The sequence below is a fragment of the Methylobacillus sp. MM3 genome (assembly GCF_001645185.1).
In the GTDB taxonomy this organism is placed as follows: domain Bacteria; phylum Pseudomonadota; class Gammaproteobacteria; order Burkholderiales; family Methylophilaceae; genus MM2.
In genome coordinates, this window is record NZ_LXTQ01000030.1 from 1 (window position 1) to 21,305 (window position 21,305).

The 21,305-nt window shown below is 59.9% G+C and carries 21 protein-coding genes, 1 tRNA gene and 1 pseudogene; 13 read left to right on the forward strand and 10 right to left on the reverse strand.

Annotated elements, in window-relative coordinates; translation table 11 throughout:
- A pseudogene (locus A7976_RS14845) lies at positions 1 to 145 on the reverse strand (class 1 fructose-bisphosphatase); the annotation flags it as partial.
- Between the two features lie 201 nt (positions 146 to 346).
- Here A7976_RS14845 and A7976_RS08765 point away from each other — a divergent pair.
- Positions 347 to 1,114 (forward strand): VacJ family lipoprotein, encoded by a 768-nt coding sequence (locus tag A7976_RS08765; protein WP_082878058.1) that lies wholly within the window; start codon positions 347 to 349, stop codon positions 1,112 to 1,114.
- Between the two features lie 60 nt (positions 1,115 to 1,174).
- Here the strand turns inward: A7976_RS08765 and pmbA are convergent, their stop codons facing one another.
- The gene (gene pmbA, locus A7976_RS08770) at positions 1,175 to 2,470 is read right to left on the reverse strand and encodes a metalloprotease PmbA (protein WP_082878059.1); all 1,296 of its coding nucleotides are present in this window, start codon (positions 2,468 to 2,470) and stop codon (positions 1,175 to 1,177) included.
- Positions 2,471 to 2,554: 84 nt separating this feature from the next.
- On the opposite strand from pmbA, the gene yjgA reads away from it, so the two are divergent.
- Positions 2,555 to 3,058, forward strand: a complete 504-nt coding sequence (yjgA, locus tag A7976_RS08775) for a ribosome biogenesis factor YjgA (protein ID WP_067110314.1) — start codon at positions 2,555 to 2,557, stop codon at positions 3,056 to 3,058.
- A 52-nt stretch (positions 3,059 to 3,110) separates the two neighbouring features.
- On the opposite strand, the gene A7976_RS08780 is transcribed toward yjgA, so the two are convergent.
- Positions 3,111 to 3,848, reverse strand: coding sequence for a PDZ domain-containing protein (locus tag A7976_RS08780; protein WP_067110317.1), 738 nt, complete (start codon positions 3,846 to 3,848; stop codon positions 3,111 to 3,113).
- A gap of 83 nt (positions 3,849 to 3,931) precedes the next feature.
- On the opposite strand from A7976_RS08780, the gene mog reads away from it, so the two are divergent.
- From mog to A7976_RS08835, 11 genes are all read left to right on the forward strand, one after another.
- A complete protein-coding gene (mog, locus tag A7976_RS08785) occupies positions 3,932 to 4,522 on the forward strand; it encodes a molybdopterin adenylyltransferase (RefSeq protein WP_067110320.1) in 591 nt (196 codons plus the stop codon).
- Between the two features lie 82 nt (positions 4,523 to 4,604).
- Positions 4,605 to 5,561, forward strand: coding sequence for a thiamine-phosphate kinase (thiL, locus tag A7976_RS08790; protein ID WP_067110323.1), 957 nt, complete (start codon positions 4,605 to 4,607; stop codon positions 5,559 to 5,561).
- The gene (locus A7976_RS08795) at positions 5,545 to 6,033 is read left to right on the forward strand and encodes a phosphatidylglycerophosphatase A (protein WP_082878062.1); all 489 of its coding nucleotides are present in this window, start codon (positions 5,545 to 5,547) and stop codon (positions 6,031 to 6,033) included. Before thiL ends, A7976_RS08795 begins: the two co-directional genes overlap by 17 nt.
- Complete coding sequence (locus tag A7976_RS08800; RefSeq protein ID WP_067110329.1) at positions 6,012 to 6,509, forward strand: CinA family protein; 498 nt, start codon at positions 6,012 to 6,014, stop codon at positions 6,507 to 6,509. Before A7976_RS08795 ends, A7976_RS08800 begins: the two co-directional genes overlap by 22 nt.
- 97 nt (positions 6,510 to 6,606) lie before the next feature.
- Positions 6,607 to 7,704: a tetratricopeptide repeat protein gene (locus A7976_RS08805; RefSeq protein ID WP_067110333.1), complete on the forward strand. Its 1,098-nt coding sequence runs from the start codon at positions 6,607 to 6,609 to the stop codon at positions 7,702 to 7,704.
- Positions 7,694 to 8,473 carry a J domain-containing protein gene (locus tag A7976_RS08810; RefSeq protein WP_205633485.1) on the forward strand — a complete coding sequence of 260 codons (780 nt, stop codon included), beginning with the start codon at positions 7,694 to 7,696 and terminating at the stop codon, positions 8,471 to 8,473. Before A7976_RS08805 ends, A7976_RS08810 begins: the two co-directional genes overlap by 11 nt.
- Positions 8,474 to 8,564: 91 nt before the next feature.
- Entirely contained in the window at positions 8,565 to 9,599 is a 1,035-nt protein-coding gene (gene recA, locus A7976_RS08815) for a recombinase RecA (RefSeq protein ID WP_067110336.1), read from the forward strand.
- Positions 9,580 to 10,029, forward strand: coding sequence for a recombination regulator RecX (gene recX / locus A7976_RS08820; RefSeq protein ID WP_067110339.1), 450 nt, complete (start codon positions 9,580 to 9,582; stop codon positions 10,027 to 10,029). The genes recA and recX overlap by 20 nt, the downstream gene beginning before the upstream one ends.
- 42 nt (positions 10,030 to 10,071) lie before the next feature.
- Positions 10,072 to 12,696 carry an alanine--tRNA ligase gene (gene alaS, locus A7976_RS08825; protein ID WP_067110342.1) on the forward strand — a complete coding sequence of 875 codons (2,625 nt, stop codon included), beginning with the start codon at positions 10,072 to 10,074 and terminating at the stop codon, positions 12,694 to 12,696.
- Positions 12,697 to 12,810: 114 nt separating this feature from the next.
- Complete coding sequence (locus A7976_RS08830; RefSeq protein ID WP_067110345.1) at positions 12,811 to 14,040, forward strand: aspartate kinase; 1,230 nt, start codon at positions 12,811 to 12,813, stop codon at positions 14,038 to 14,040.
- 57 nt (positions 14,041 to 14,097) lie between these two features.
- Positions 14,098 to 14,191 (forward strand) — tRNA-Ser (locus A7976_RS08835).
- Positions 14,192 to 14,290: 99 nt separating this feature from the next.
- Here the strand turns inward: A7976_RS08835 and A7976_RS08840 are convergent.
- From A7976_RS08840 to A7976_RS08870, 7 genes are all read right to left on the reverse strand, one after another.
- On the reverse strand, positions 14,291 to 14,653 hold the full coding sequence (locus A7976_RS08840) for a hypothetical protein (protein WP_067110347.1): 363 nt from the start codon (positions 14,651 to 14,653) through the stop codon (positions 14,291 to 14,293).
- 68 nt (positions 14,654 to 14,721) lie between these two features.
- A complete protein-coding gene (locus A7976_RS08845) occupies positions 14,722 to 15,948 on the reverse strand; it encodes a DUF3095 domain-containing protein (protein ID WP_067110350.1) in 1,227 nt (408 codons plus the stop codon).
- The gene (gene arfB, locus A7976_RS08850) at positions 15,949 to 16,365 is read right to left on the reverse strand and encodes an alternative ribosome rescue aminoacyl-tRNA hydrolase ArfB (RefSeq protein ID WP_067110353.1); all 417 of its coding nucleotides are present in this window, start codon (positions 16,363 to 16,365) and stop codon (positions 15,949 to 15,951) included.
- Positions 16,366 to 16,381: 16 nt separating this feature from the next.
- On the reverse strand, positions 16,382 to 18,343 hold the full coding sequence (locus tag A7976_RS08855) for an ATP-dependent DNA helicase (protein WP_067110356.1): 1,962 nt from the start codon (positions 18,341 to 18,343) through the stop codon (positions 16,382 to 16,384).
- A gap of 44 nt (positions 18,344 to 18,387) precedes the next feature.
- Positions 18,388 to 18,576, reverse strand: a complete 189-nt coding sequence (locus tag A7976_RS08860) for a DUF1289 domain-containing protein (protein ID WP_067110358.1) — start codon at positions 18,574 to 18,576, stop codon at positions 18,388 to 18,390.
- 2 nt (positions 18,577 to 18,578) lie between these two features.
- Complete coding sequence (gene recN, locus A7976_RS08865) at positions 18,579 to 20,234, reverse strand: DNA repair protein RecN (RefSeq protein ID WP_067110361.1); 1,656 nt, start codon at positions 20,232 to 20,234, stop codon at positions 18,579 to 18,581.
- A gap of 11 nt (positions 20,235 to 20,245) precedes the next feature.
- On the reverse strand, positions 20,246 to 21,109 hold the full coding sequence (locus A7976_RS08870; RefSeq protein WP_067111085.1) for an NAD kinase: 864 nt from the start codon (positions 21,107 to 21,109) through the stop codon (positions 20,246 to 20,248).
- Positions 21,110 to 21,305: the final 196 nt, after the last annotated feature.

Here is a 21,305-nt window from a genome sequence, read left to right on the forward strand (position 1 = left end):
GCAGCGCGCCCGTGTTCACCTGGTTGGCGATCTTCTTGCAGGCGGTGACGACGTCGTTCAAGAGCAGCGTGAATTCGCCCGTGGCGCCGGAAAAACGCCGCTGTTCTTCGATGATGAATTGGGTGAGGGTCAGTCCGCTCATGATGATCTTTCCGAATAGAATTTAAACGAAGATGGCAGGGCCACAAGGGATGTCACATATTTGCCACAGAATTCTAGCACGCTGCGGCGGAGACCCCGAAAGGGCTGGACAATTCCACTACCCTTCCATTAAAGTTCACGCTAATTGTAAAGCGGCGTGAAGACCGCCTCCCCCCGCATTAAAATAATTACTCAGAGGTTACGCATGCGTATGAATGGCACCAAGGGTTTACTCGCTGGCATCTTGTTAGCCGGCATGCTTGGCGGATGCGCCACGCAAGGCAACAAGGATCCGCTGGAAAGCATGAACCGCGGTATCTACAAGTTCAACGACACCGTAGACAAGGCTGCCATCAAGCCCGTTGCCGGCGCATACAAAGCCGTCGTCCCGAGCCCGCTGCGCACCGGTGTAAACAACTTCTTCACCAACCTTGGCACCGTGGTCACGCTCGTCAACGATCTGCTCCAGTTCAAGCTCGATAAGGCGATGACCGACGCCGGCCGTCTGGCGATTAACAGCACCTTCGGTATCGCTGGCCTGATCGATGTCGCTTCGATGGACAATATTGAAAAAAATAATGAGGATTTCGGCCAGACGCTCGCCTACTGGGGCTGGAAAGACAGCACCTACCTCGTTCTGCCGTTCCTTGGCCCGAGCACGCTGCGCGATACTGGCGGCCTGATAGTCGATACCGCATTCATCGATCCGATCTATTACATTGAAGATGTTCCGGCACGCAACTCGGCAATAGCGCTCAAGTTCGTCGATCGTCGTTCGCAATACCTGCCGGCCAGCGATCTTCTGGACGAAGCCGCGCTCGATCCTTACGCATTCATGCGCGATGCCTACATGCAACGCCGCAATAGCCAGATTCTTGATGGCGATGTGCCCCATGAGGAATGGGACGACACGGAAATGGATGACGAACCGGCCCAACCGGCACCGGCTGTAGCCAGCGCCGAAGCTAGGTAACAGCTTCCGCATCAACAAAAAAGCCCCGCAATGCGGGGCTTTTTTGTTTCAACCGACGGGTTACTCGCCAGCGACGGTCATGCGCTCTATCAGTATCGACCCTGTCTGCCTAGAACCCTGAACCAGGATATCGCTGCCCACTGCAACAACTTCCCGGAACATGTCCTTCAGATTGCCGGCGATCGTGATCTCTTCCACCGGGTACTGGATCTGGCCGTTTTCCACCCAGAAACCCGCCGCGCCACGGGAGTAATCGCCGGTCACCGGATTGATGCCATGCCCCAGCAACTCGGTCACCAACAAACCTGTTCCCATCGTCCGCAGCAATGCTTCGAAATTCTGATCGCCACTCTTCAGGATGAGGTTATGGTTGCCGCCCGCATTGCCGGTAGTCGTCATGCCGAGCTTGCGTGCCGAATAGCTGGAAAGCATGTAACCCTGCAGTATGCCGTCCACGACCAGGTCGCGCGATTGCGTCGCGACGCCTTCATTATCGAACGGTGCGCTAGCCAGACCGCGCAGCAGGTGGGGACGCTCGCTGATCACGATCTGCGGCGCGAATACTTGCTGGCCGAGACTATCCAGCAGGAATGAAGATTTGCGATAGAGGTTGCCGCCGGATACTGCGGATACAAAATGCGACAGCAGCCCGGAAGCAATGCTGGCTTCAAACAGCACAGGCACCTGCGCGGTTTTGAGGCGTTGCGCGCCGAGTCGTCGCGCCGTGCGCTCGCCGGCCTTGCGGCCGACCAGTTCGGCGGATTCGAGGTCTGCGGCGGCGCGAGCCGAGGTATACCAGTAGTCGCGCTGCATGCTGTCGCCCTGTTCGGCGATGACCGAGCAGCTCACTGAATGGCGCGAAGTGAAATAGCCGTTGTTGAAGCCGTTGCTGTTGGCGTAGGAAAACAATCCGCCGTAAGTGGAAACGCTCGCCCCTTCGGAATTGTTGATGCGGCTGTCCGCCGCCAGTGCCGCACCTTCACAGCGTCTTGCGAGGAGGATGGCTTCGTCGACCGAAATATCCCAGGGATGATATAGATCCAGGTCAGGAATGTCCTGCGCCAGCAGGGCAGGATCGGCCAGGCCGCAAAACTCGTCATGCGCGGTATAACGCGCGATACTGCACGCCGCCGCAACCGTATCCTTCAGCGCCTGCACCGACAGGTCGGAAGTATTCGCATGGCCGCGCCGCTTTCCGAAATACACCGTCACCGATATGCCCTTGTCGCGGTTGTATTCGATGGTTTCCACCTCATCCAGCCGAACCGAGACATTCTGGCCGATGCCCATGCTGATTTCCGCTTCGGCAGCGGTTGCGCCTGCGGCGGCGGCCAATTGCAGCACATCCGCGCTCATCTGCTGCAGATCATCCAGGGAATGGCTAAAACGGGGGTCGCTCACGGAAAAGGCCTTAGCAAAAAGCTGCTATCATACCGCAGCATGAACAAGTCAGATGAAACCACGGATCAGGAACCCATCAGCAAAACCCAGCGCAAGGCGGCAATGCAGGAATTGCAGTCGCTGGGCGAAGAGCTGATCGAACTCAACAACGGACAACTGGCGCAGCTCGATTTGCCCGAAGCGCTGCTGGATGCCGTCAAACAGGCCCAACGCATTACGTCAAACAGCGCCATTGCCCGTCAGCGGCAATATATCGGCCGCCTGATGCGCGAAATCGATACCGCGCCCATCTCCGCGATGCTGGATAAATGGAAAGGCACGAATCGGGAAGAAAACGCGCATTTTCATCAACTGGAAAAACTGCGCGCCCGCCTGCTGGATGACGACAACGCCCTTTCCGAATACCTGGCCGACCACCCGGAGGCCGATAGTCAGCAGATCCGCACTTTGATCCGCAACGCGCGCAAGGAAGCCGCTGCCGGCAAGCCGCCGAAAAGTAGCCGCGAACTCTTTAAGCTGCTGCGCGAATACAGCAATCACTAAGAGCTCGTTTCATTTGGACTCAACGCGAGGGATGTATCCAATTGAAACGGCTCTAATGTGCGTTCAGCGTGACCATCTGATGCTGCTCGGCGCCCATGCGGACAAAGACCACATCGGTTTTCTGGCCGGCATAGCGCTGCGCCGCCTGGGATAGCAACTCCGGCTTGTCGAGCTGCATTTCACCCAGGCGCAGCAGAGTGTCGCCTTTCTGCAGCCCCGCCGCCGCAGCCGGCGAGCCCTTGATGACGGCGATCACTTCCAGCCCCTGCGCCGGCACGCCCTCTTCCTGCACCTGCTTGACATGCACTCCGAGCAGCGGCGTCGGCAGTTTGGTCCAGAAGGAGGCAAAATAATTGTAGAACTTGTTGTCGGCTGACTTGGCGGCTTCTTCCTGGGCCTCATTGTCCGGCTTGTTCAACTTGTCCCTGGCCTGATCCAGCTTGACGCTGGCCGGGGTTTCGCCCGATCGGGCAGTGTATACAAGCGCCAGATCGGCATTGATCTTCCGCGCCTGTTCAGTCAACTTTTCCGGCGGCACGTCGGCGGCTTCAAACGAGGAATAGCCCAGCAAGTCATAGCCGTCTTCCAGCAAGGTCTGATAATCCGCGACGCGATCCTGCCCGCGAAAAACCTGGGGCTCGCCCGCAAGGCTCGCCTTGGGCGAGGCCATGCGAGTCTTGTAATTTTTGGTATAGGGATTGAGGGCTGGCTCGTCTTGTGGCTCCGCCAGGCTTGCCGGAGCGTACACGGTCAACAGAAAAATAAGCAATAAAGGCAGTGAGCGGCGCATGAGTTTTCCTCTTTCGACATCCGTTATCCGGCATCTGAATGGTATGATAAATCCTCTTAAACGCAGCTTCTGTGACAGCATCCATGACTGAAAAATTCATCAAGATCGGACTGGTATCCATCAGTGACCGCGCTTCTTCCGGCGCTTACGAGGACCAGGGCATTCCCGCATTGAAGGAATGGCTGGGATTGGCGCTGAAAACTCCGTGGGAACACGTCGCGCGCATCATTCCCGACGAACAGGATGAAATCGAGGCCACGCTGTGCGATCTGGTGGATCAGGAAGCATGTTCGCTGGTATTGACCACTGGCGGCACCGGTCCCGCCTTGCGCGACGTCACGCCGGAGGCGACGCTGGCCATCGCCGACAAGGTGATGCCCGGCTTTGGTGAGCAAATGCGCCAGATCAGCCTGCAATTCGTGCCGACCGCCATTCTCTCGCGCCAGGTCGCCGTCATTCGCAAGCAGAGCCTGATCATCAACCTCCCCGGCCAACCGAAATCCATACGCGAAACGCTGGAAGGATTGAAGGATGCCGATGACAAACAACGGGTACATGGCATTTTCGCGGCCGTACCGTACTGCCTGGACCTGATAGGCGCGCCTTACATCGAAACGAACGAGGCTGTGACCAAGGCTTTCCGGCCAAAATCGGCGCAAAAACCACAGGCATGACCTCCCTCCGTAGCGCAGGCCTCCTGCCTGCAACACCCGATTCAATATTGACGATGCAGGCGAAGACGCCTGCGCTGCGGGCATGAGCTCCGAATTCAACCTGATCGAACGCTTTTTCACCAAACCCACGCCGCAAGCAGTGCTGGGCGTCGGCGACGATGCCGCGCTGCTGGCGGCAAGTCCGGACATGGAGCTGGCGGTATCCACCGACATGCTGGTTTCAGGCACGCACTTCTTTCCCGATGCCGACCCGCGCAAGCTCGGCTGGAAAACCCTGGCCGTGAATGTTTCGGACATGGCCGCGATGGGCGCCCGGCCGCGATGGGCCACGCTGGCCATCGCGCTGCCGCATGCCGATGAACCCTGGCTTTCCGCCTTCGCCAGCGGCTTTTTTGCTTGCGCCAGGGAATTCGGCGTCGATCTCGTCGGCGGCGATACCACGCGCGGCCCCCTCAATCTTTCGGTCACGATCTTTGGCGAGATTCCGCGCGGGCAGGCCTTGCGACGCAACGGCGCGCAGCCTGACGACGATATCTGGGTTTCCGGTACGCTGGGCGGCGCGGCGTTGGCACTGGCCGCATTGCAAGGCAATACCGCACTCGACGAAGACGATCTTGCCTCTTGCCGCCGCCTGCTCGATACGCCGCAGCCGCGTGTTGAACTCGGGATGGCTCTGCGCGGTATCGCGAATAGCGCCCTGGACATCTCCGATGGCCTGATCGGCGATCTCGGCCATATTCTCGAACGTTCCAATGTCGGCGCAGAGCTCTGCTTCGATGCGCTGCCGGCGCATACGGTGCTTGAGTCGCATCTTGCAGATGAATGGGCGCAACGCTGTCTGCTTTCCGGCGGCGACGATTATGAATTGTGCTTCACCGCTCCACGGGCGCGGCACGATGATATCAAGGCCCTGGAAGACAGACTGGGGCTAAAGCTGAGCCGCATAGGAAAAATTACTGCCGATTCAGGATTGCAGATGCTCGATGCAGCCGGGCAAACCATGCCGAAACCGGAGAGCGGCTATGACCACTTTGCCTGATCGCCGCTTTCTGCTGCAGCATCCAGCCCATCTGCTGGCTTTGGGCTTTGGCAGCGGGCTTGCGCGCATTGCGCCCGGCACGCTCGGCACTGTCGTCGCCTTCCCGCTTTTCTACGGCATGATGGCACTACCGACCGCCTTTCACCTGCCGTTGATTGCCCTGCTCTTTGTGGCCGGCATTCCCATTTGCGCCCGAACCAGCCAGGCCCTCGGCGTAGAAGATCACGGCGGCATCGTCTGGGATGAAATCGTCGCGATGCTGCTGGTGCTGGAATTCACACCGCGCACCTGGCCGTGGTGGCTGGCCGCATTCGTGCTGTTCCGCCTGTTCGATATCTGGAAGCCCTTCCCCATCCGTCTGTGCGACACCCGGCTGAAAGGCGGCTTCGGCGTGATGTTCGACGACCTGCTGGCGGCTATTTATACCCTCCTGACGCTTTATGCACTGCAATGGCTGACGATCCACTTGTAACCCTCGCGGCACAACTCGGCACCACGCTCACCCAGCGCGGCTGGATGATGGCGCTGGCCGAATCGTGTACCGGCGGCATGGCGGCGCAATACGTCACCGCCGTACCCGGCAGTTCTTCGTGCTTCGAGCGCGGATTCGTCACCTACAGCAATAGCGCCAAGATCGAACAGCTCGACGTCCGCCCGGAAACCCTGGAGCGCTACGGCGCCGTCAGCGAAGAAACCGCGCGCGAAATGGCGAAGGGCGCGCTCAACCATAGCCATACGCAGCTCACCGGCGCCATTACCGGCGTCGCCGGACCGGACGGCGGCACGCCGGACAAGCCGGTCGGCATGGTCTGTTTTGCCTGGGCCGGGCCGGATGGGTCGCTGCATAGCGAAACACACTATTTTCCGGGCGATCGCGATGCAATACGTCGCCAGTCGGTGGAAACCATCTTCCAAGGGCTGCTCAGGCTGGCAAATGGTTCTACTTGACCGCGCTCCCCGGCTCGCCTGTAAAATCGACGCCATGCTTCGCCTGAATTCAGCTCTCCACTCCCCGCAAGCTCGTTTCCGCTTGCAGTCCTGACCGATGTACGAGCAACTCCCCGCCAGAACCTCCATTCGCCACGATCTGGCGCTGCCGTCGGATGACGACAGCCTGATCGCGCGCGGGTTGGCGGCACTGCGCGCCAACCGGGAAGCCTTCGACGACGAGATATACAGCAAGGCCCGAGCGCAATTCCTCGAAATCGCCCGGCCACTGCTGCTGCGTAACCTGGCCTACAACGATTTCGTCAAAATCTTTTTCCGGGATGTGATCGAAAAATTCGGCGACGGCGTCAAGCCCTACGCGATCCGTTTCACCAAGGAATGCGAAGCCGGATTCACTCAACGCGACAAAAATCAGCAACAGCGCAGGAAACCGTCCAATCTCGTCAACAGCACCGACCGCGCCAGGCAAGACGAACGTTATCGCGTGGCACGCGCAGTGTTCGACCGCGAAACGGCATTCGGCAACTGGCAGCTGGGGAATTCGGCCATCGCCTCGGCCCTGGCCGCGTTCCGGCAATTGGCGGACGAGCAATACGAACAGGCCTATTATCCGCTTTCGGTACTGATACGCGCCGGACGCAGGGGCGATGAAGACCTTGCCCAGTCGCAGCATCTGGCACAACTGGCTTTCGAATGGAGTCTCGCCCGACAGACTGACCACGATGCGGAGCGCTGGTGCGACCTGGGCGACATGTACAAAAACGGCCATGGCGTTGCGCAGGATTTCAAGCAGGCCGAAGCCTGGTATCGCAAGGCGGCCGAACTGGGCGACCGGCGCGGCCAGTGGGCGCTAGGCCTGTGCATTTACGATTGCGACGGTTATGCCAGCCGCAATGACGAAGCATTGGAATGGATGGGCTGCGCCGCCGCGCAGGGCGGGCCTTTCCTGCAATGCTGGCTGGGCGATTTCTACCGCATGAACGGACGCTTCGAGGAAGCCTTGCACTGGTATGGGCACGCCGCCGCGCAGGACGACAAGGAAGGCCTGTTCAAGCTGGGCACGATGTACGAGGAAGGCAACGGCGTGCCGCAGGACGGCGACGCTGCTGCTTTCTGGTACCGCAAGGCCGCGAAGCAAGGTCACGCGGAAGCGCAATGGCAGCTCGGCCAGATACTGGAATACGATGGCTACTGAATCCGGCGAAAATATGCTGGCACTGCCCGAGGAGCAGGAGCTCTATCGCCTGGCTGCGGAACAGGCCGAACTCGAAGAGCAGGTCGCCCAGGCCGAACTGGCGCTCGAAATCGCCAAGACCGACACTGAGCGCTTCCGGCATCGTTATTACGAAGCTGTCGGTCGTCTCTATGCCGAGCTGGACGAACTCGACGCGCAACTCGCTTACGAACGCATGCTGCGTGCGCCCGGCGACCCCGTCGCCCAGACCCAGGCCCAAACCGCGCAGGCCCGCGCGGAGAAATCCGCAGAAGAAGCCGGGCTGGTCGGGGCGCGTCCCGAACCGCCTCCCGACACCTCCGCGGAATTGAAGCAGCTTTACCGCAAAGCGACCCGGCTGATGCATCCCGACCGCGCCACGACCGAATCCGAGCGCCTGCGCCGAACGGAGCTGATGTCGCGCGTCAATCGCGCTTACGAACGCGGCGACATGCGCGCCATCGAGAAACTGATCGTGGAATTCGGCCACGACCCGGAGGCCATCGAAGGCGAAGACGTGGCTTCGCGCATCGTGAAAACCATACGCCGTATCGCCCAGTTGCGCCGCCGCCTCGGCGAAGCGCAGCGCGAGCTGAAAGCACAGCAGCAAACCAGCACGTTCAAACTCAAGAAGACCATAGACACCGCCGAGGCCATGGGCGGCGACCCGCTCGGCGACCTGGCGCGGCAACTGGCGCAGTCCATCGCCGAACGGCGGATACAGCTGGCAATCGCAAGGCAGCGGGCTTAGGCATTGAATCCCATTTCAAAGGGCTTTCCGTCCTTACCTTACCTGCTGATTTATGAAATAATTCAGGATTTTTCAGAGCAGAGGATTCGAGATGGACGAGAATAAGAGCAAGGCGCTGGCGGCGGCCCTGTCACAGATCGAAAAACAGTTCGGCAAAGGCTCGATCATGCGCATGGGCGACGGCAATATCGCGCCCGATCTGGAAGTTGTCTCGACCGGCTCGCTCGGCCTCGACCTGGCGCTCGGCGTTGGCGGCCTGCCGCGCGGCCGTATCGTTGAAATCTACGGCCCGGAATCCTCCGGCAAAACCACGCTGACCCTGCAAGTCATCGCCGAAATGCAAAAGCTCGGCGGCGTCGCGGCCTTTATCGATGCCGAACACGCGCTCGACCCGCAATACGCGCAAAAGCTGGGCGTCAACGTCGGCGACTTGCTGATTTCCCAACCCGACACCGGTGAACAGGCACTGGAAATCTGCGACATGCTGGTGCGCTCCGGCTCGGTGGACGTCGTCGTGGTCGACTCCGTCGCCGCGCTGACGCCCAAGGCCGAAATCGAAGGCGAAATGGGCGACTCGCACATGGGCCTGCAAGCTCGCCTGATGTCGCAAGCGTTGCGCAAGCTGACCGCCAACATCAAGCGCGCCAACACGCTGGTGATCTTCATCAATCAGATCCGCATGAAGATCGGCGTGATGTTCGGCAACCCGGAAACTACCACTGGCGGCAATGCGCTCAAGTTCTATGCCTCGGTGCGCCTCGACATCCGCCGCACCGGCGCGATCAAGAAGGGCGACGAAGTCATCGGCTCCGAAACCCGCGTCAAAGTCGTCAAGAACAAAGTCGCACCGCCTTTCAAGCAAGCGGAATTCGACATTCTCTACGGCGAAGGCATCTCGCTCGAAGGCGAAATCATCGAGATGGGCGTCAACCTGAAACTGGTCGAGAAGTCAGGTGCCTGGTATAGCTACAAGGGCGAAAAAATCGGCCAGGGCAAGGATAATTCCCGCGAATATCTGAAAGAACACCCGGAAGTCGCCAAGGAAATCGAAGCCAAGATTCGCGCGCACTCGAACACGGCCGTCGTCGCGCCGGTAGCGCTGGTGGATGAGGAAAGCGACGCCTAGCCTGCGCGAACGCGCGCTGGGTTATCTCACCCGGCGCGAGTATTCGCGTCAGGAGTTGCATCGCAAGCTGCTGCCCTACGCCGGAGAAGAAGACCTCGACGGCCTGCTGGACGAGTTCAGCAAGCGCGGCTGGATTTCCGATGCGCGCTATGTCGACCAGATGGTGCATGCGCGCAAGGGCAAATACGGCAGCCTGAAAGTGGCGCACGAATTGCGTGCGCAAGGCGTTGCCGAAGAACTGGTCGACAAGGCAGTAACAGAAGTACGCAAGGAAGAACTGGAAACCGCCCGCAATTTATGGCGCAAGAAGTTCGGCGCCCAGCCCGACAGCCGCGAGGAATGGGCAAAGCAGGCGAGATTCCTGCAAAGCCGGGGCTTCGGCATGGACACGATCAAGGCCGTGCTGCGCGGCGAACCGGATGACGAGTAAGACTTTGCAGGCGATAACGCCTGCGCAACATTAAAGACACAGATGAACAGCAAACAGATCCGACAGGCATTTCTCGACTTTTTCGCCTCCAAGGGCCATACCGTCGTGGCGTCCAGTTCGCTGGTGCCGGCGGGCGACCCCACCCTGCTTTTCACCAACGCGGGCATGAACCAGTTCAAGGACGTCTTCCTCGGCTTCGACAAGCGCCCTTACACCCGCGCCGCATCCAGCCAGAAATGCGTACGCGCCGGCGGCAAGCATAACGACCTCGAAAACGTCGGTTACACCGCGCGCCACCACACATTCTTTGAAATGCTGGGCAACTTCAGCTTCGGCGACTACTTCAAGCGCGACGCGATCCATTACGCCTGGGAATTGCTCACCGTCGTATTCAAGATTCCCGCCGACAAACTCACCGTCACGGTCTACGCCGAGGACGACGAAGCCTACGATATCTGGGCGAACGAGATCGGCGTACCGAAAGAGCGCATCATCCGCATCGGCGACAACAAGGGCGCGCGCTACGCCTCCGACAACTTCTGGATGATGGGCGACACCGGCCCCTGTGGCCCCTGCACCGAAATCTTCTACGATCACGGCGCGCACATCCCCGGCGGGCCTCCCGGCAGCCCGGATGAAGACGGCGACCGCTTCATCGAGATCTGGAACAACGTGTTCATGCAGTTCAACCGCGACGAAGCCGGCGTGATGCATCCGCTGCCCAAGCCCTCGGTCGATACCGGCATGGGCCTGGAGCGTATTGCCGCCGTGCTGCAGGGCGTACACGCCAACTACGAGATCGACCTGTTCCAGAGCCTGATCAAGGCCGCCGCGCGCGAAACCAATACCGCCGACCTCGACAGCCCATCGCTGAAAGTGCTGGCCGACCATATCCGCGCCTGCTCCTTCCTCATTGCCGACGGCGTGATCCCCGGCAACGAAGGCCGCGGCTACGTGCTGCGCCGCATCATCCGCCGCGCGATCCGCCACGGCTACAAGCTGGGCGCGCGCGCCGCGTTCTTCCACAAGATGGTGCCGGACCTGGTAGCCGAGATGGGCGAAGCCTATCCCGAGCTCAAGGCCGGCGAAAAACGCGTCATGGATATGCTGCGTCAGGAAGAGGAACGCTTCTTCGAGACCATCGAAAACGGCATGGCGATCCTGGAAGCCGAACTGGCTGCAATGGGCACCACCGGCAGTACCGTATTCAACGGCGAAACCGCATTCAAGCTGCATGACACCTATGGCTTCCCGCTGGACCTCACCGCCGATATCTGCCGCGAGCGGAATGTCACGGTCGATTCCGCCGCATTCGACGCCGCGATGGCACGGCAGAAGGAACAGGCCCGCGCTGCCGGCAAGTTCAAGATGGCGGCCAACCTGGAATACAGCGGCCTGCCGACCACCTTCCACGGCTACGAAAAACTGGAAGCCGCCGCCAGCGTACTGGCGCTGTACAAGGACGGCATCGCCGTCGACGGACTGGACGAGGGCGACCTCGGCGTGGTGGTGCTCGATCACACGCCGTTCTATGCCGAATCCGGCGGCCAGGTCGGCGACCGCGGCGAGCTGCGCGGCGATAACGGCATTTTTGCGGTGGAAGACACCCAAAAAGTCCAGGCCACCGTGTTCGGCCATCATGGCGTGCTGAAGACCGGCAAATTGGCCGTCGGCAACCCGGTCAGCGCCCGCGTCGATACGCAGGCGCGCGCCGCGACTATGCGCAACCACTCCGCCACCCACCTGATGCACAAGGCGCTGCGCGAAGTGCTGGGCGAACACGTGCAGCAAAAGGGCTCGCTGGTCGATGCCGACAAGACCCGTTTCGACTTCGTCCACAACGCGCCGATGACCGACGAGGAAATCCGCCAGGTCGAACAGATCGTCAACGCCGAAATCCTTGCCAACGTCGAAACGCAGGCGCGCGTGATGGATATCGAATCGGCGCAGAAAACCGGCGCGATGATGCTGTTCGGCGAAAAATACGGCGATGAAGTGCGCGTGCTGGATATTGGCTCTTCACGCGAGTTGTGCGGTGGTACGCATGTCTCGCGTACCGGCGATATTGGCCTGTTCATGATCATTTCCGAATCCGGCGTTGCCGCAGGCGTGCGTCGCGTGGAAGCCACTACCGGCGAAGGCGCGCTGAAACTGGTACAGGCGCAGCAAATGCTGCTGGCCCAGGCCGCCAGCGAATTCAAGGCGCCGGTGCACGAGCTTCCGGCCAAGATTGCGCAGGTAATGGACAACGTCAAGGCACTCGAAAAAGAACTGGCGCGGCTTAAATCGAAACTGGCCGCCAGCCAGGGCGACGACCTCGCCGGCCAGGCAATGGATATTGCAGGCATCAAGGTACTGGCCGCGATGCTGGATGGCGCAGATGCCACTGCATTGCGCGAGACCATGGACAAGCTGAAAGACAAGCTGAAATCCGCCGCCATCGTGCTGGCCTCCGTCAGCGACGGCAAGGTCAGCCTGGCCGCCGGCGTCACCGCCGATCAAACCGGCAAGATCAAGGCCGGCGAACTGGTTAACTTCGTCGCCCAGCAGGTAGGTGGCAAAGGCGGCGGCAAGCCGGATATGGCAATGGCAGGCGGCACCGATGCAAGTAAATTACCGCAGGCACTGGCCAGTGTTTCTGGCTGGGTCGGCGAAAAACTGAATTAACCACGGAGAACACAGAGGCCACGGAAGAAGCACCCTTGTTCGAATCTGGATGGATGATTTTTTCTCCGTGTCCTCCGTGCGCTCTGTGGTGAAAGATTTTTTGAAGGAATTTGCATGGCATTAATCGTACAGAAATACGGCGGCACTTCCGTCGCCAATCCGGAACGCATCCGCAACGTGGCGAGCCGCGTCGCACGCTACAAGGCGCTCGGCCACCAGGTCGTGGTGGTGGTCTCGGCGATGTCGGGCGAAACCAACCGGCTGATCGGTCTCGCCAAAGAGATCATGCCGGATCCCGATCCGCGCGAACTGGACGCGATGGTTGCGACCGGCGAGCAGGTGACGATCGCGCTGACCGCGATGGCGCTGATGGACATGGGCATCAAGGCCAAGAGCTATACCGGCGCCCAAGTGCGCATCCTGACCGACGATGCGTTCAACAAGGCGCGCATCCTGAACATTGACGAAGACAAGATTCGCAACGACCTCAACACCGGCCATGTGGTCGTGGTCGCCGGTTTCCAGGGCGTGGATGAGCAAGGCAATATCACCACACTGGGCCGCGGCGGTTCGGACACCACCGGCGTTGCGCTGGCGGCGGCATTGAAGGCCGACGAATGCCAGATCTACACCGACGTGGACGGCGTTTACACTACCGACCCGCGCATCGTGCCCGAGGCGCGCCGCCTGAAATCCATCACCTTCGAGGAAATGCTGGAAATGGCCAGCCTCGGCTCCAAGGTGCTGCAGATCCGCTCAGTCGAGTTCGCCGGCAAATACAAGGTCAAACTGCGCGTGCTTTCCAGCTTCGAGGAAGAAGGCGAAGGCACGCTGATTACATTCGAGGAAGAAGACAACATGGAACAACCCATCATCTCCGGCATCGCCTTCAACCGCGACGAGGCCAAGATCACCGTGCTCGGCGTGCCCGATCGCCCCGGCATCGCCTACCAGATCCTGGGACCGATTGCCGACGCCAACATCGACGTGGACATGATTATCCAGAACGTCGGCGCCGACAGCACCACCGACTTCACCTTCACCGTGCACAAGAACGAGCTCAACAAGGCGCTCGCCATCCTGCGCGATAAAGTCCAGGGGCATATCGGCGCACGCGAGATCACCGGCGACGACAAGATCGCCAAGGTATCGGTGGTCGGCGTCGGCATGCGCTCGCACGTTGGCATCGCCAGCGAGATGTTCCGCACGCTAGCTGAAGAAGGCATCAATATCCAGATGATCTCGACCTCCGAGATCAAGATTTCCGTCGTGATCGACGAAAAATACCTGGAATTGGCCGTGCGCGTTCTGCACAAGGCTTACGAGCTGGAAAACGCCGCATAAAATCGCAATCCGCGTTTGATTTTGGGGCGGAAGAAGGGTATTCTTACGCCCGTTCGCGGAGAGATGGCCGAGTGGTCGAAGGCACTTCCCTGCTAAGGAAGCATACGGGCTTAAATCTGTATCGAGGGTTCGAATCCCTCTCTCTCCGCCACCTGTTTCAGCAAAAGCGCCTTTTTGAGGCGCTTTTTTGTTGTCCGCAAAAAACCCGCCGAAGCGGGTGATCGAATTTATATCACTAAGCTTTGATGACCTACTTCGTCGAGTCGGTCACACATTTCTTGGTAAAGCTGTTCTTGGCAGCACCGGAAAGCTTCTTCTCCGCCGCTTTCGATTCGCAAGCCATTTGCGCATTGGAAACCATCGTGTCGTTTACGCATTTCCTGGTGAAACTGGTTTTGGCCGCACCCGAAAGCTTCTTTTCCGCAGCTTTGCCATCGCAGACCTTCATCGCCTCGTTCGTTTTTGCGTCCCGCTCGCACTTCTGCATGAAACTGTTCTTGGCCGCGCCGGCCAGTTTCTTTTCAGCCGCCCTGGCTTCGCAAGCGCCATCCGCCGCAAAAGCCGTCTGGCTGAACAGCAAGGCCGCCATCAAGGCAAATATCGTTTTCATCATCGTTCCTCCTTTTCTTCTGTTCAGGGAAAACTACACCGGGACTATATACCGAAGAGCTTACACAGGCATTACGGAATGATACCTGCGCGCAAAACCGTGTCCAGGCGTTGCTTCAACTCCCGTGCTGCCAGCGCATAGCCGCCGTCGCTGCCATCCACGAAATGGAGGTGATTGCCGGTGTAGGACTGCACGATGCAGGTCACCAGCGCTTCGCGCGATTTTTGCATCCCGTACACCAGCCGCCGTTCGCGGTACTCCTCTTCAAGAAACGCCTGCAATCTGGCTGCCTGGCTTTCGCTGCCGTCCATGATCATGCGTAGCATGCCGTCAAATTTCCGGAAGTCAGAATTCTGCACAAGCTCGTCGCGGTAATGGCTCCATTTGACCGACTCGGTATCAATGTTGCGCGCAAAGAATATGCGGCCAGCAAGGTTTTGCAGCAGCATGCGCATCAGATAAGCGAGGCGTTTTCGCCAGCCAGCGCCTGCCGAACGAACGCGCCACTCGTGCGTCAGCAAGCGGGGGTTGAACGTGAGCCGCATGCGATCGCTGCGCAGGGGATGGTAATGCGCCACATCGCCATAAATTTTCTGGATCTCCTGCAGCAGACGCTGGTAAGTCGCGAGATTAGCATCGGCATCCGGCGAAATCGCCGCCACCAGCAGTGAAAGCTTGTGATCGTAAAAACTGGGCACGCCCTGCCAGCGGCATTCGAATCCTTCGAAACTGGCCTTGGCAGGCCCTTCATTCTCGACCACTTTCAACGCGCCCGGCATACCGTACTGCTTGACGCGCCCTTCCGCCTCCTCCCACCCGCGGCCGGATAAAGCGGGCTGCGTCACATGCGGCGACAACCGGACTTTTGCCATCCTCACCCAGTATCCTTGCTGCGTCAGTTCGCTCACCTGCACCAAGCCCACGCGCAAATCCAGGCCGAAACTTGTACGCGCAAGCCGCTGGGCGCCGCGCAACGCGCAAATCACCCGCTCGCGCAGCATTTCCGGAATCGCGAAAGTGGCGCCGTCGCCGCCAAATATAAATGGCAGATCGATACCGCGATCGACATTCGTCACCGCCGCGATGCAGGCAACCCCCACGGTATTGACCTTCTTGTAGGCTCCGGATTCGATGGCTTGCGTCGACTCGGCGACATCGGCAATCGCAATCCACCAATCGCCTGGAAGAGCGACATGCAGACGCCCTTCCGTGGCTTCGGCAAAAGAAGCGAGCGACGCAAGATCGTGATAGAAATTAACCGACGCGTGGCCGGACGGCGAAGAGCCGGCCAACGGCATTTATGATTCCTCCACCTTGCCGCGCAACGCCTTGATACGCCCACGCTGAACTTTTCCCTCGACCCGTTTGCGCTGCGAACTGCGCGTGGGCCGCGTGGCCCGGCGCTGGGCAGGCACTATAGCTGCCTTGTGCACCAACGCATGCAAACGCGCGATTGCATCCTCGCGGTTCAGTTCCTGGCTACGATAGCGCTGCGCCTTGATGATCACCTCTCCATCCGCAGTGATGCGGTGATCGCGCATGACAAGCAAACGCTCTTTTACTGCATCGGGTAGAGACGAAGCACGAATATCGAAACGCAAATGGATTGCACTGGAGACTTTGTTGACGTTCTGCCCACCCGCACCTTGCGCGCGGATGGCGGTGATTTCGATTTCGTTATCGGGAATCAGGTAGTCGGATGACATAGCGTGCATCTTGCCATGGCCAGCTTCACTCTGCCGAGTTCTGCCCTTCGGCAAGTTCGGCGCAATCAGTAGCGAAAAACATCTCTACATCCGCCACATCCCGCGTCCGCCTCATCGGCGGCAAGCTCTGCCAGATTCTCCGTCCATAATGCTTTTCCACTATCCGTGGATCGCAAATCATCAGCACCCCGCGATCCGTCTCGTCGCGGATCAGCCGTCCAGCGCCCTGTTTGAGGGTAATCACCGAATACGGCAATTGATATTCCATGAAGGCGTTCTTGCCCTCGGCATTCATCTTGTCGATGCGCGCCGCCAAGACCGGATCGTCCGGCGGCGCGAAAGGAAGCTTGTCGATCACGACCAGCGATAAAGCCTCGCCGCGCACGTCCACGCCTTCCCAGAAACTCTGCGAGCCCACCAGCACGGCATTGCCCAGCTTGCGGAAGCGATCCAGCAATTCGGTGCGCGAGGTGTCGCCCTGCATCAGCAGAGGATAATCGAGGCCATCGCGCTCGAAAGCATCCTTGAGCAGCGCGCAGATCTCGCGCATTGCCCGCAGGCTGGTGCACAGCACAAATGCACGTCCGCGGCTGGCCTTGATTGCGGGCAATGCCGTCGCGGCAACCGATGCGATATAGCCCGGGCTGTTAGGCGCGGGCATGCCCTGCGGCACATACAGCACCGATTGCGCCGGGTAATCGAAGGGGCTGTCCCAGCGTGCGGTAATCGCCTCCGGCAAACCCATCTGGCCGAGGTAATGGCCGAAATCGCTTTTGACGGCGAGCGTTGCGGAAGTGAATATCCAGGCACGCGGGTGCCCCTCCATCTGTTTGCCGAAGATTTCGGCGATGGAAAGCGGCGTCGCATGCAACTGGACCGACTGGGTAAATACTTCTACCCAGCGCACGAGATTGGGGTCGGTTCCCGCACGCCAGCTTTTCACCTGGGCTTCTAGCGCCAGCGCGCGCTGCCAGCAGTTTTCCAGCGCCGGGTCGCGTTCCGCCTGGGTTTCCAGCACGGCGGCCAGCGCCTTGAGTTTTTCCGCCATGAGGTCAAACGCATCATTGAAACCGTTGCGCTCCAGCGCTTTCTGCACCGGCATGCGCACACCATCCAGGCCGAACACCAGGCGGAAATCGCGCACGGCTTTTTCCAGCGCGGCAGTCGCCTCCGGCAACGCGACGCAATCCTTGGCAGTCGTCAGATATTCGGCGTGGGCATCGCGCGCCAAGTCCATGAGTTGCGTGGTCGAAACATCTTCGCCGAAGAACAGCCCGGCGGTTTCCGGCAGTTGGTGGGCTTCGTCGAAGATCACCGTATTGGCGGCTGGGAGCAGCTCGGAAACGCCTTCGTCGCGCAGCATTACATCGGCAAAAAACAGGTGATGATTGACCACCACCACATCTGCAGCGAGCGCTCGCTTACGCGCTTCCATGACGAAGCATTCCTTGTAAAAGGCGCATTCCTGCCCAATACAGTTGTCGCGCGTGGAGGTCACCGCCGGCCAGATGGTCGCCGTCTCGGGCACTGCCGAAAGCTCGCTTTTATCGCCCGTGGCGCTGCGCTCGGCAAAGCTGCGGATAAGGTGAATATACTGCGCATCGTCGCGGTTGAGGAAACGCCCTTCGTTGGCGGCACGCTCCAGATGAAAGTGACAGACGTAATTGGCCCGGCCCTTCAGCATCGCCACCGTGACCGGGACTTTCAGCGCATCGCGCACCGCCGGCAAGTCGCGGTTGAACAATTGGTCCTGCAAGGTCTTGGTGCCGGTGGAAATGATGACCTTGCCGCCGGACAGCAAGGCGGGAACGAGGTAAGCGAAAGTTTTTCCCGTGCCGGTGCCGGCCTCGGCCACCAGGACGCTGCACTTGTCGATGGCATCGGCGATGGCCTGTGCCATCTCCACCTGCTGCACGCGCCTGCGGTAACCGGGAATGGTCTCGGCCAATGCGCCTTCAGCGGAAAAAATATGAGTAAGGTCGGACAAGGAGAAATTGGGAAAACGGTAAGTAATGGTCGCTAAACAGGAGTTCAGTCGAAACTGACACTCTCCGCCAAGCGTCGTTCAAGTACCTGCAGCAACTGCCGCTTTTGCTCGTCCGGCATCTTGGACCAAGCGGCAATTTCGTCGCGCGTGCGCAGGCAGCCCGAGCACACTCCGGCCTCGCTATCCATGCGGCAGACCCCGATGCACGGAGATGACAGACCAGGATCAGACATTTTCAGACTCCAAGCATTTCCGCCGCATGGCGGCGCGTTGTTTCCGTAATTTCCATGCCGCCCAGCATGCGGGCAACTTCCTCGATGCGCTCGATCGGATCCAGCGGCTCGATGCGGCTCAGCGTGCTGCCGTGGGCGGCGGACTTGCTGACGCGCAAATGGCGCACGCCCTGCGCGGCGACCTGCGGCAGGTGAGTAATCACCAACACCTGACGCGAAGCTCCAAGTGACTTCAGCAACTGGCCGACTACCTCGGCCACGCCGCCGCCGATGCCGACATCCACTTCGTCGAAAATCATCGTCGGCGTCGCGCCTTGCTGCGCGGTAATCACACGGATGGCCAGACTGATACGCGACAGTTCGCCGCCTGAAGCCACTTTTGCCAGCGCGCGCGGCGGCACGCCAGCATGGCCGGCGACGAGAAATTCCACCTGCTCCAATCCGTGCGCGCCACCTTCGGGTAACGGCTCCAGCGCCACGGCGAAGCTGCCGCCGGATAGAGCGAGACGCTGCATTTCGGCACTGACCAGCTTGCCCAGCCGGGCGACGGCCTTTTGGCGGCCAGCGCTCAGTTCAGTGGCAAGTTTCATGTATTGCTCATGTGCGGCCGACTCTTCCCGCGCCAACGCGCCATTATCACCCACGCCGTCCAGCTCCGTCATGCGCTCCTGCCATTTGACCAGCAGCTCCGGCAGCTCTTCCGGCCGCACGCGGTGTTTGCGCGCGGCGGCATGGACGGCCTGGATACGGGATTCGACCTCGTTCAGCCGCTCCGGGTCGAGCTCGGCGCGACTGAGGTATTTCTTCAGGAAGCGGTCCGCTTCCTCGATCTGGATCGCTGCGGCATCCAGACTGTCCAGCGCTTCCTGCATCGCCGGGTCGTATTCGCTCAATTCCTGTAGTTTGTGCTGCGCGACGTGCAGCTGACGCAGCACAGAAGCTTCGTTCTCTGCCAGCAGTTCGCGGCATTCCTCGCCACCGGCGAGCAGGCTCGCGGCGTGCGCAAGGCGGCTGTGCTCCTGCTGCAAGGTTTCCCACTCTTCCGCCGACGGGTTGAGTTGGGCGAGTTCGCGCACCTGGTCGCGCAGTTCGGTGAGCTCTTCGGCGTAGGCGGCTGCGTTGCGCTCCATTTCGCTGCGTTTTTCATGCAATTCTCGCCAGCATTTGTGAGCGATCACTACCTGTGCCGCCAAAGCGGAAACACCGCCGAAGTCGTCGAGCAGCGCGCGTTGGCTTGCAGTTTTCAGCAGTGAGTGATGCGCATGCTGGCTGTAGATATCGACCATGAAATCGCCAGCCTCGCGCAATTGCTGCATGGTGGCGTTGAAACCGTTGATGAACGCACGCGAGCGGCCATCGGCATAAACGATGCGACGCATGAGGCAGATGCCGTCATCCCCGGCCAGTTCATGGTCCTTGAGCCAGGCATGCAGTTGCGGCAAGTCGGTCACGGAAAATTCGGCGCTGATTTCGGCTTTCTCGCAGCCTAGTCTTACCAGCCCCGACTCTCCTCGCTCGCCCAATGCCAGCGACAAGGCATCGATCAGGATGGACTTGCCTGCGCCGGTTTCGCCGGTAAGGACGGTAAATCCCGCGTCAAACTCAAGATCGAGCCGGTCGACGATAACGAAATCACGTAAGGAAAGCGAACGCAGCATAGTTCCGGCGTTTATCCCCAATGCAGCTTTTCGCGCAGCATCGCGTAGTGGCTATGACCGCGCGGATGCAGCAGGGTGACGGTCTTGTCCAGGCGTTGCACTACGACCTTGTCACCGGGATGCAGGTCGGAATGCAGTTGCCCGTCGAAATGCACGCGGGCGTCGTCGGCGTGCAGCAAGGTGATTTCGACCTTGCTGGCGCTGTTGATCGCGAAAGGCCGGTTGGACAGGGTATGGGGACAGATCGGCACCAGCGCGATCGCTTCCAATGTCGGGTGCAGGATGGGGCCGCCGGCCGACAAGGCATAGGCGGTGGTGCCGGTAGGCGTCGACAGGATCAAACCATCGGAACGCTGGCGATGGACAAACTCCCCATCGATGGTCAATTCCAGTTCGATCAGACGCACCGTGGCAGCCTTGCTGACCACCACGTCATTGAGCGCGCGGCCTTCGCTTAGAACGGCGCCATCGCGCATGATGCAGGCGCCCAGAAGCATGCGCTGTTCTTGCACGTATTCGCCGTCGAGTATGCTCTCTACGGTTTGCAGCATGGATTCGGTCGTGAGGTCGGCAAGAAAACCGAAGCGGCCGCGATTGACACCGACCAGCGGGATGCCGTGATCCACCAGGCTGCGCGCCACGGTCAGCATGGTACCGTCGCCGCCGAGCACAACGGCCAGCCCCGCATGCGCGCCGATATCAGCCATCGCCACCTTGCGGTAACCCTGGATATCGAAAAATGCCGCGGTATTATCCTCGATCAGTACGCCAACCCCGCGCTCGCTCAAAAAGTGCGCCAGCGCCAGCACGTATTCGCGTATTTCGGGATTGGTGATCTTGCCGATCAGGGCAATATGGTGAAATGCATCCTTCATGGCCGCATTAAACCACAGAAGCACCCCTCGAAAAAGATTTGCCGCAGCAGCGGAACTCGAATGCATCGCGGCGATTCCAAGATACGCTCATTGAATGATCGAATTCCTCATATGCCGGCTGCATCAATGAATGGAAACACCTTGCGGCGCATTGCCCGGCATCGGGTCTTGCCTCATAATTCGGGCATGATGCATT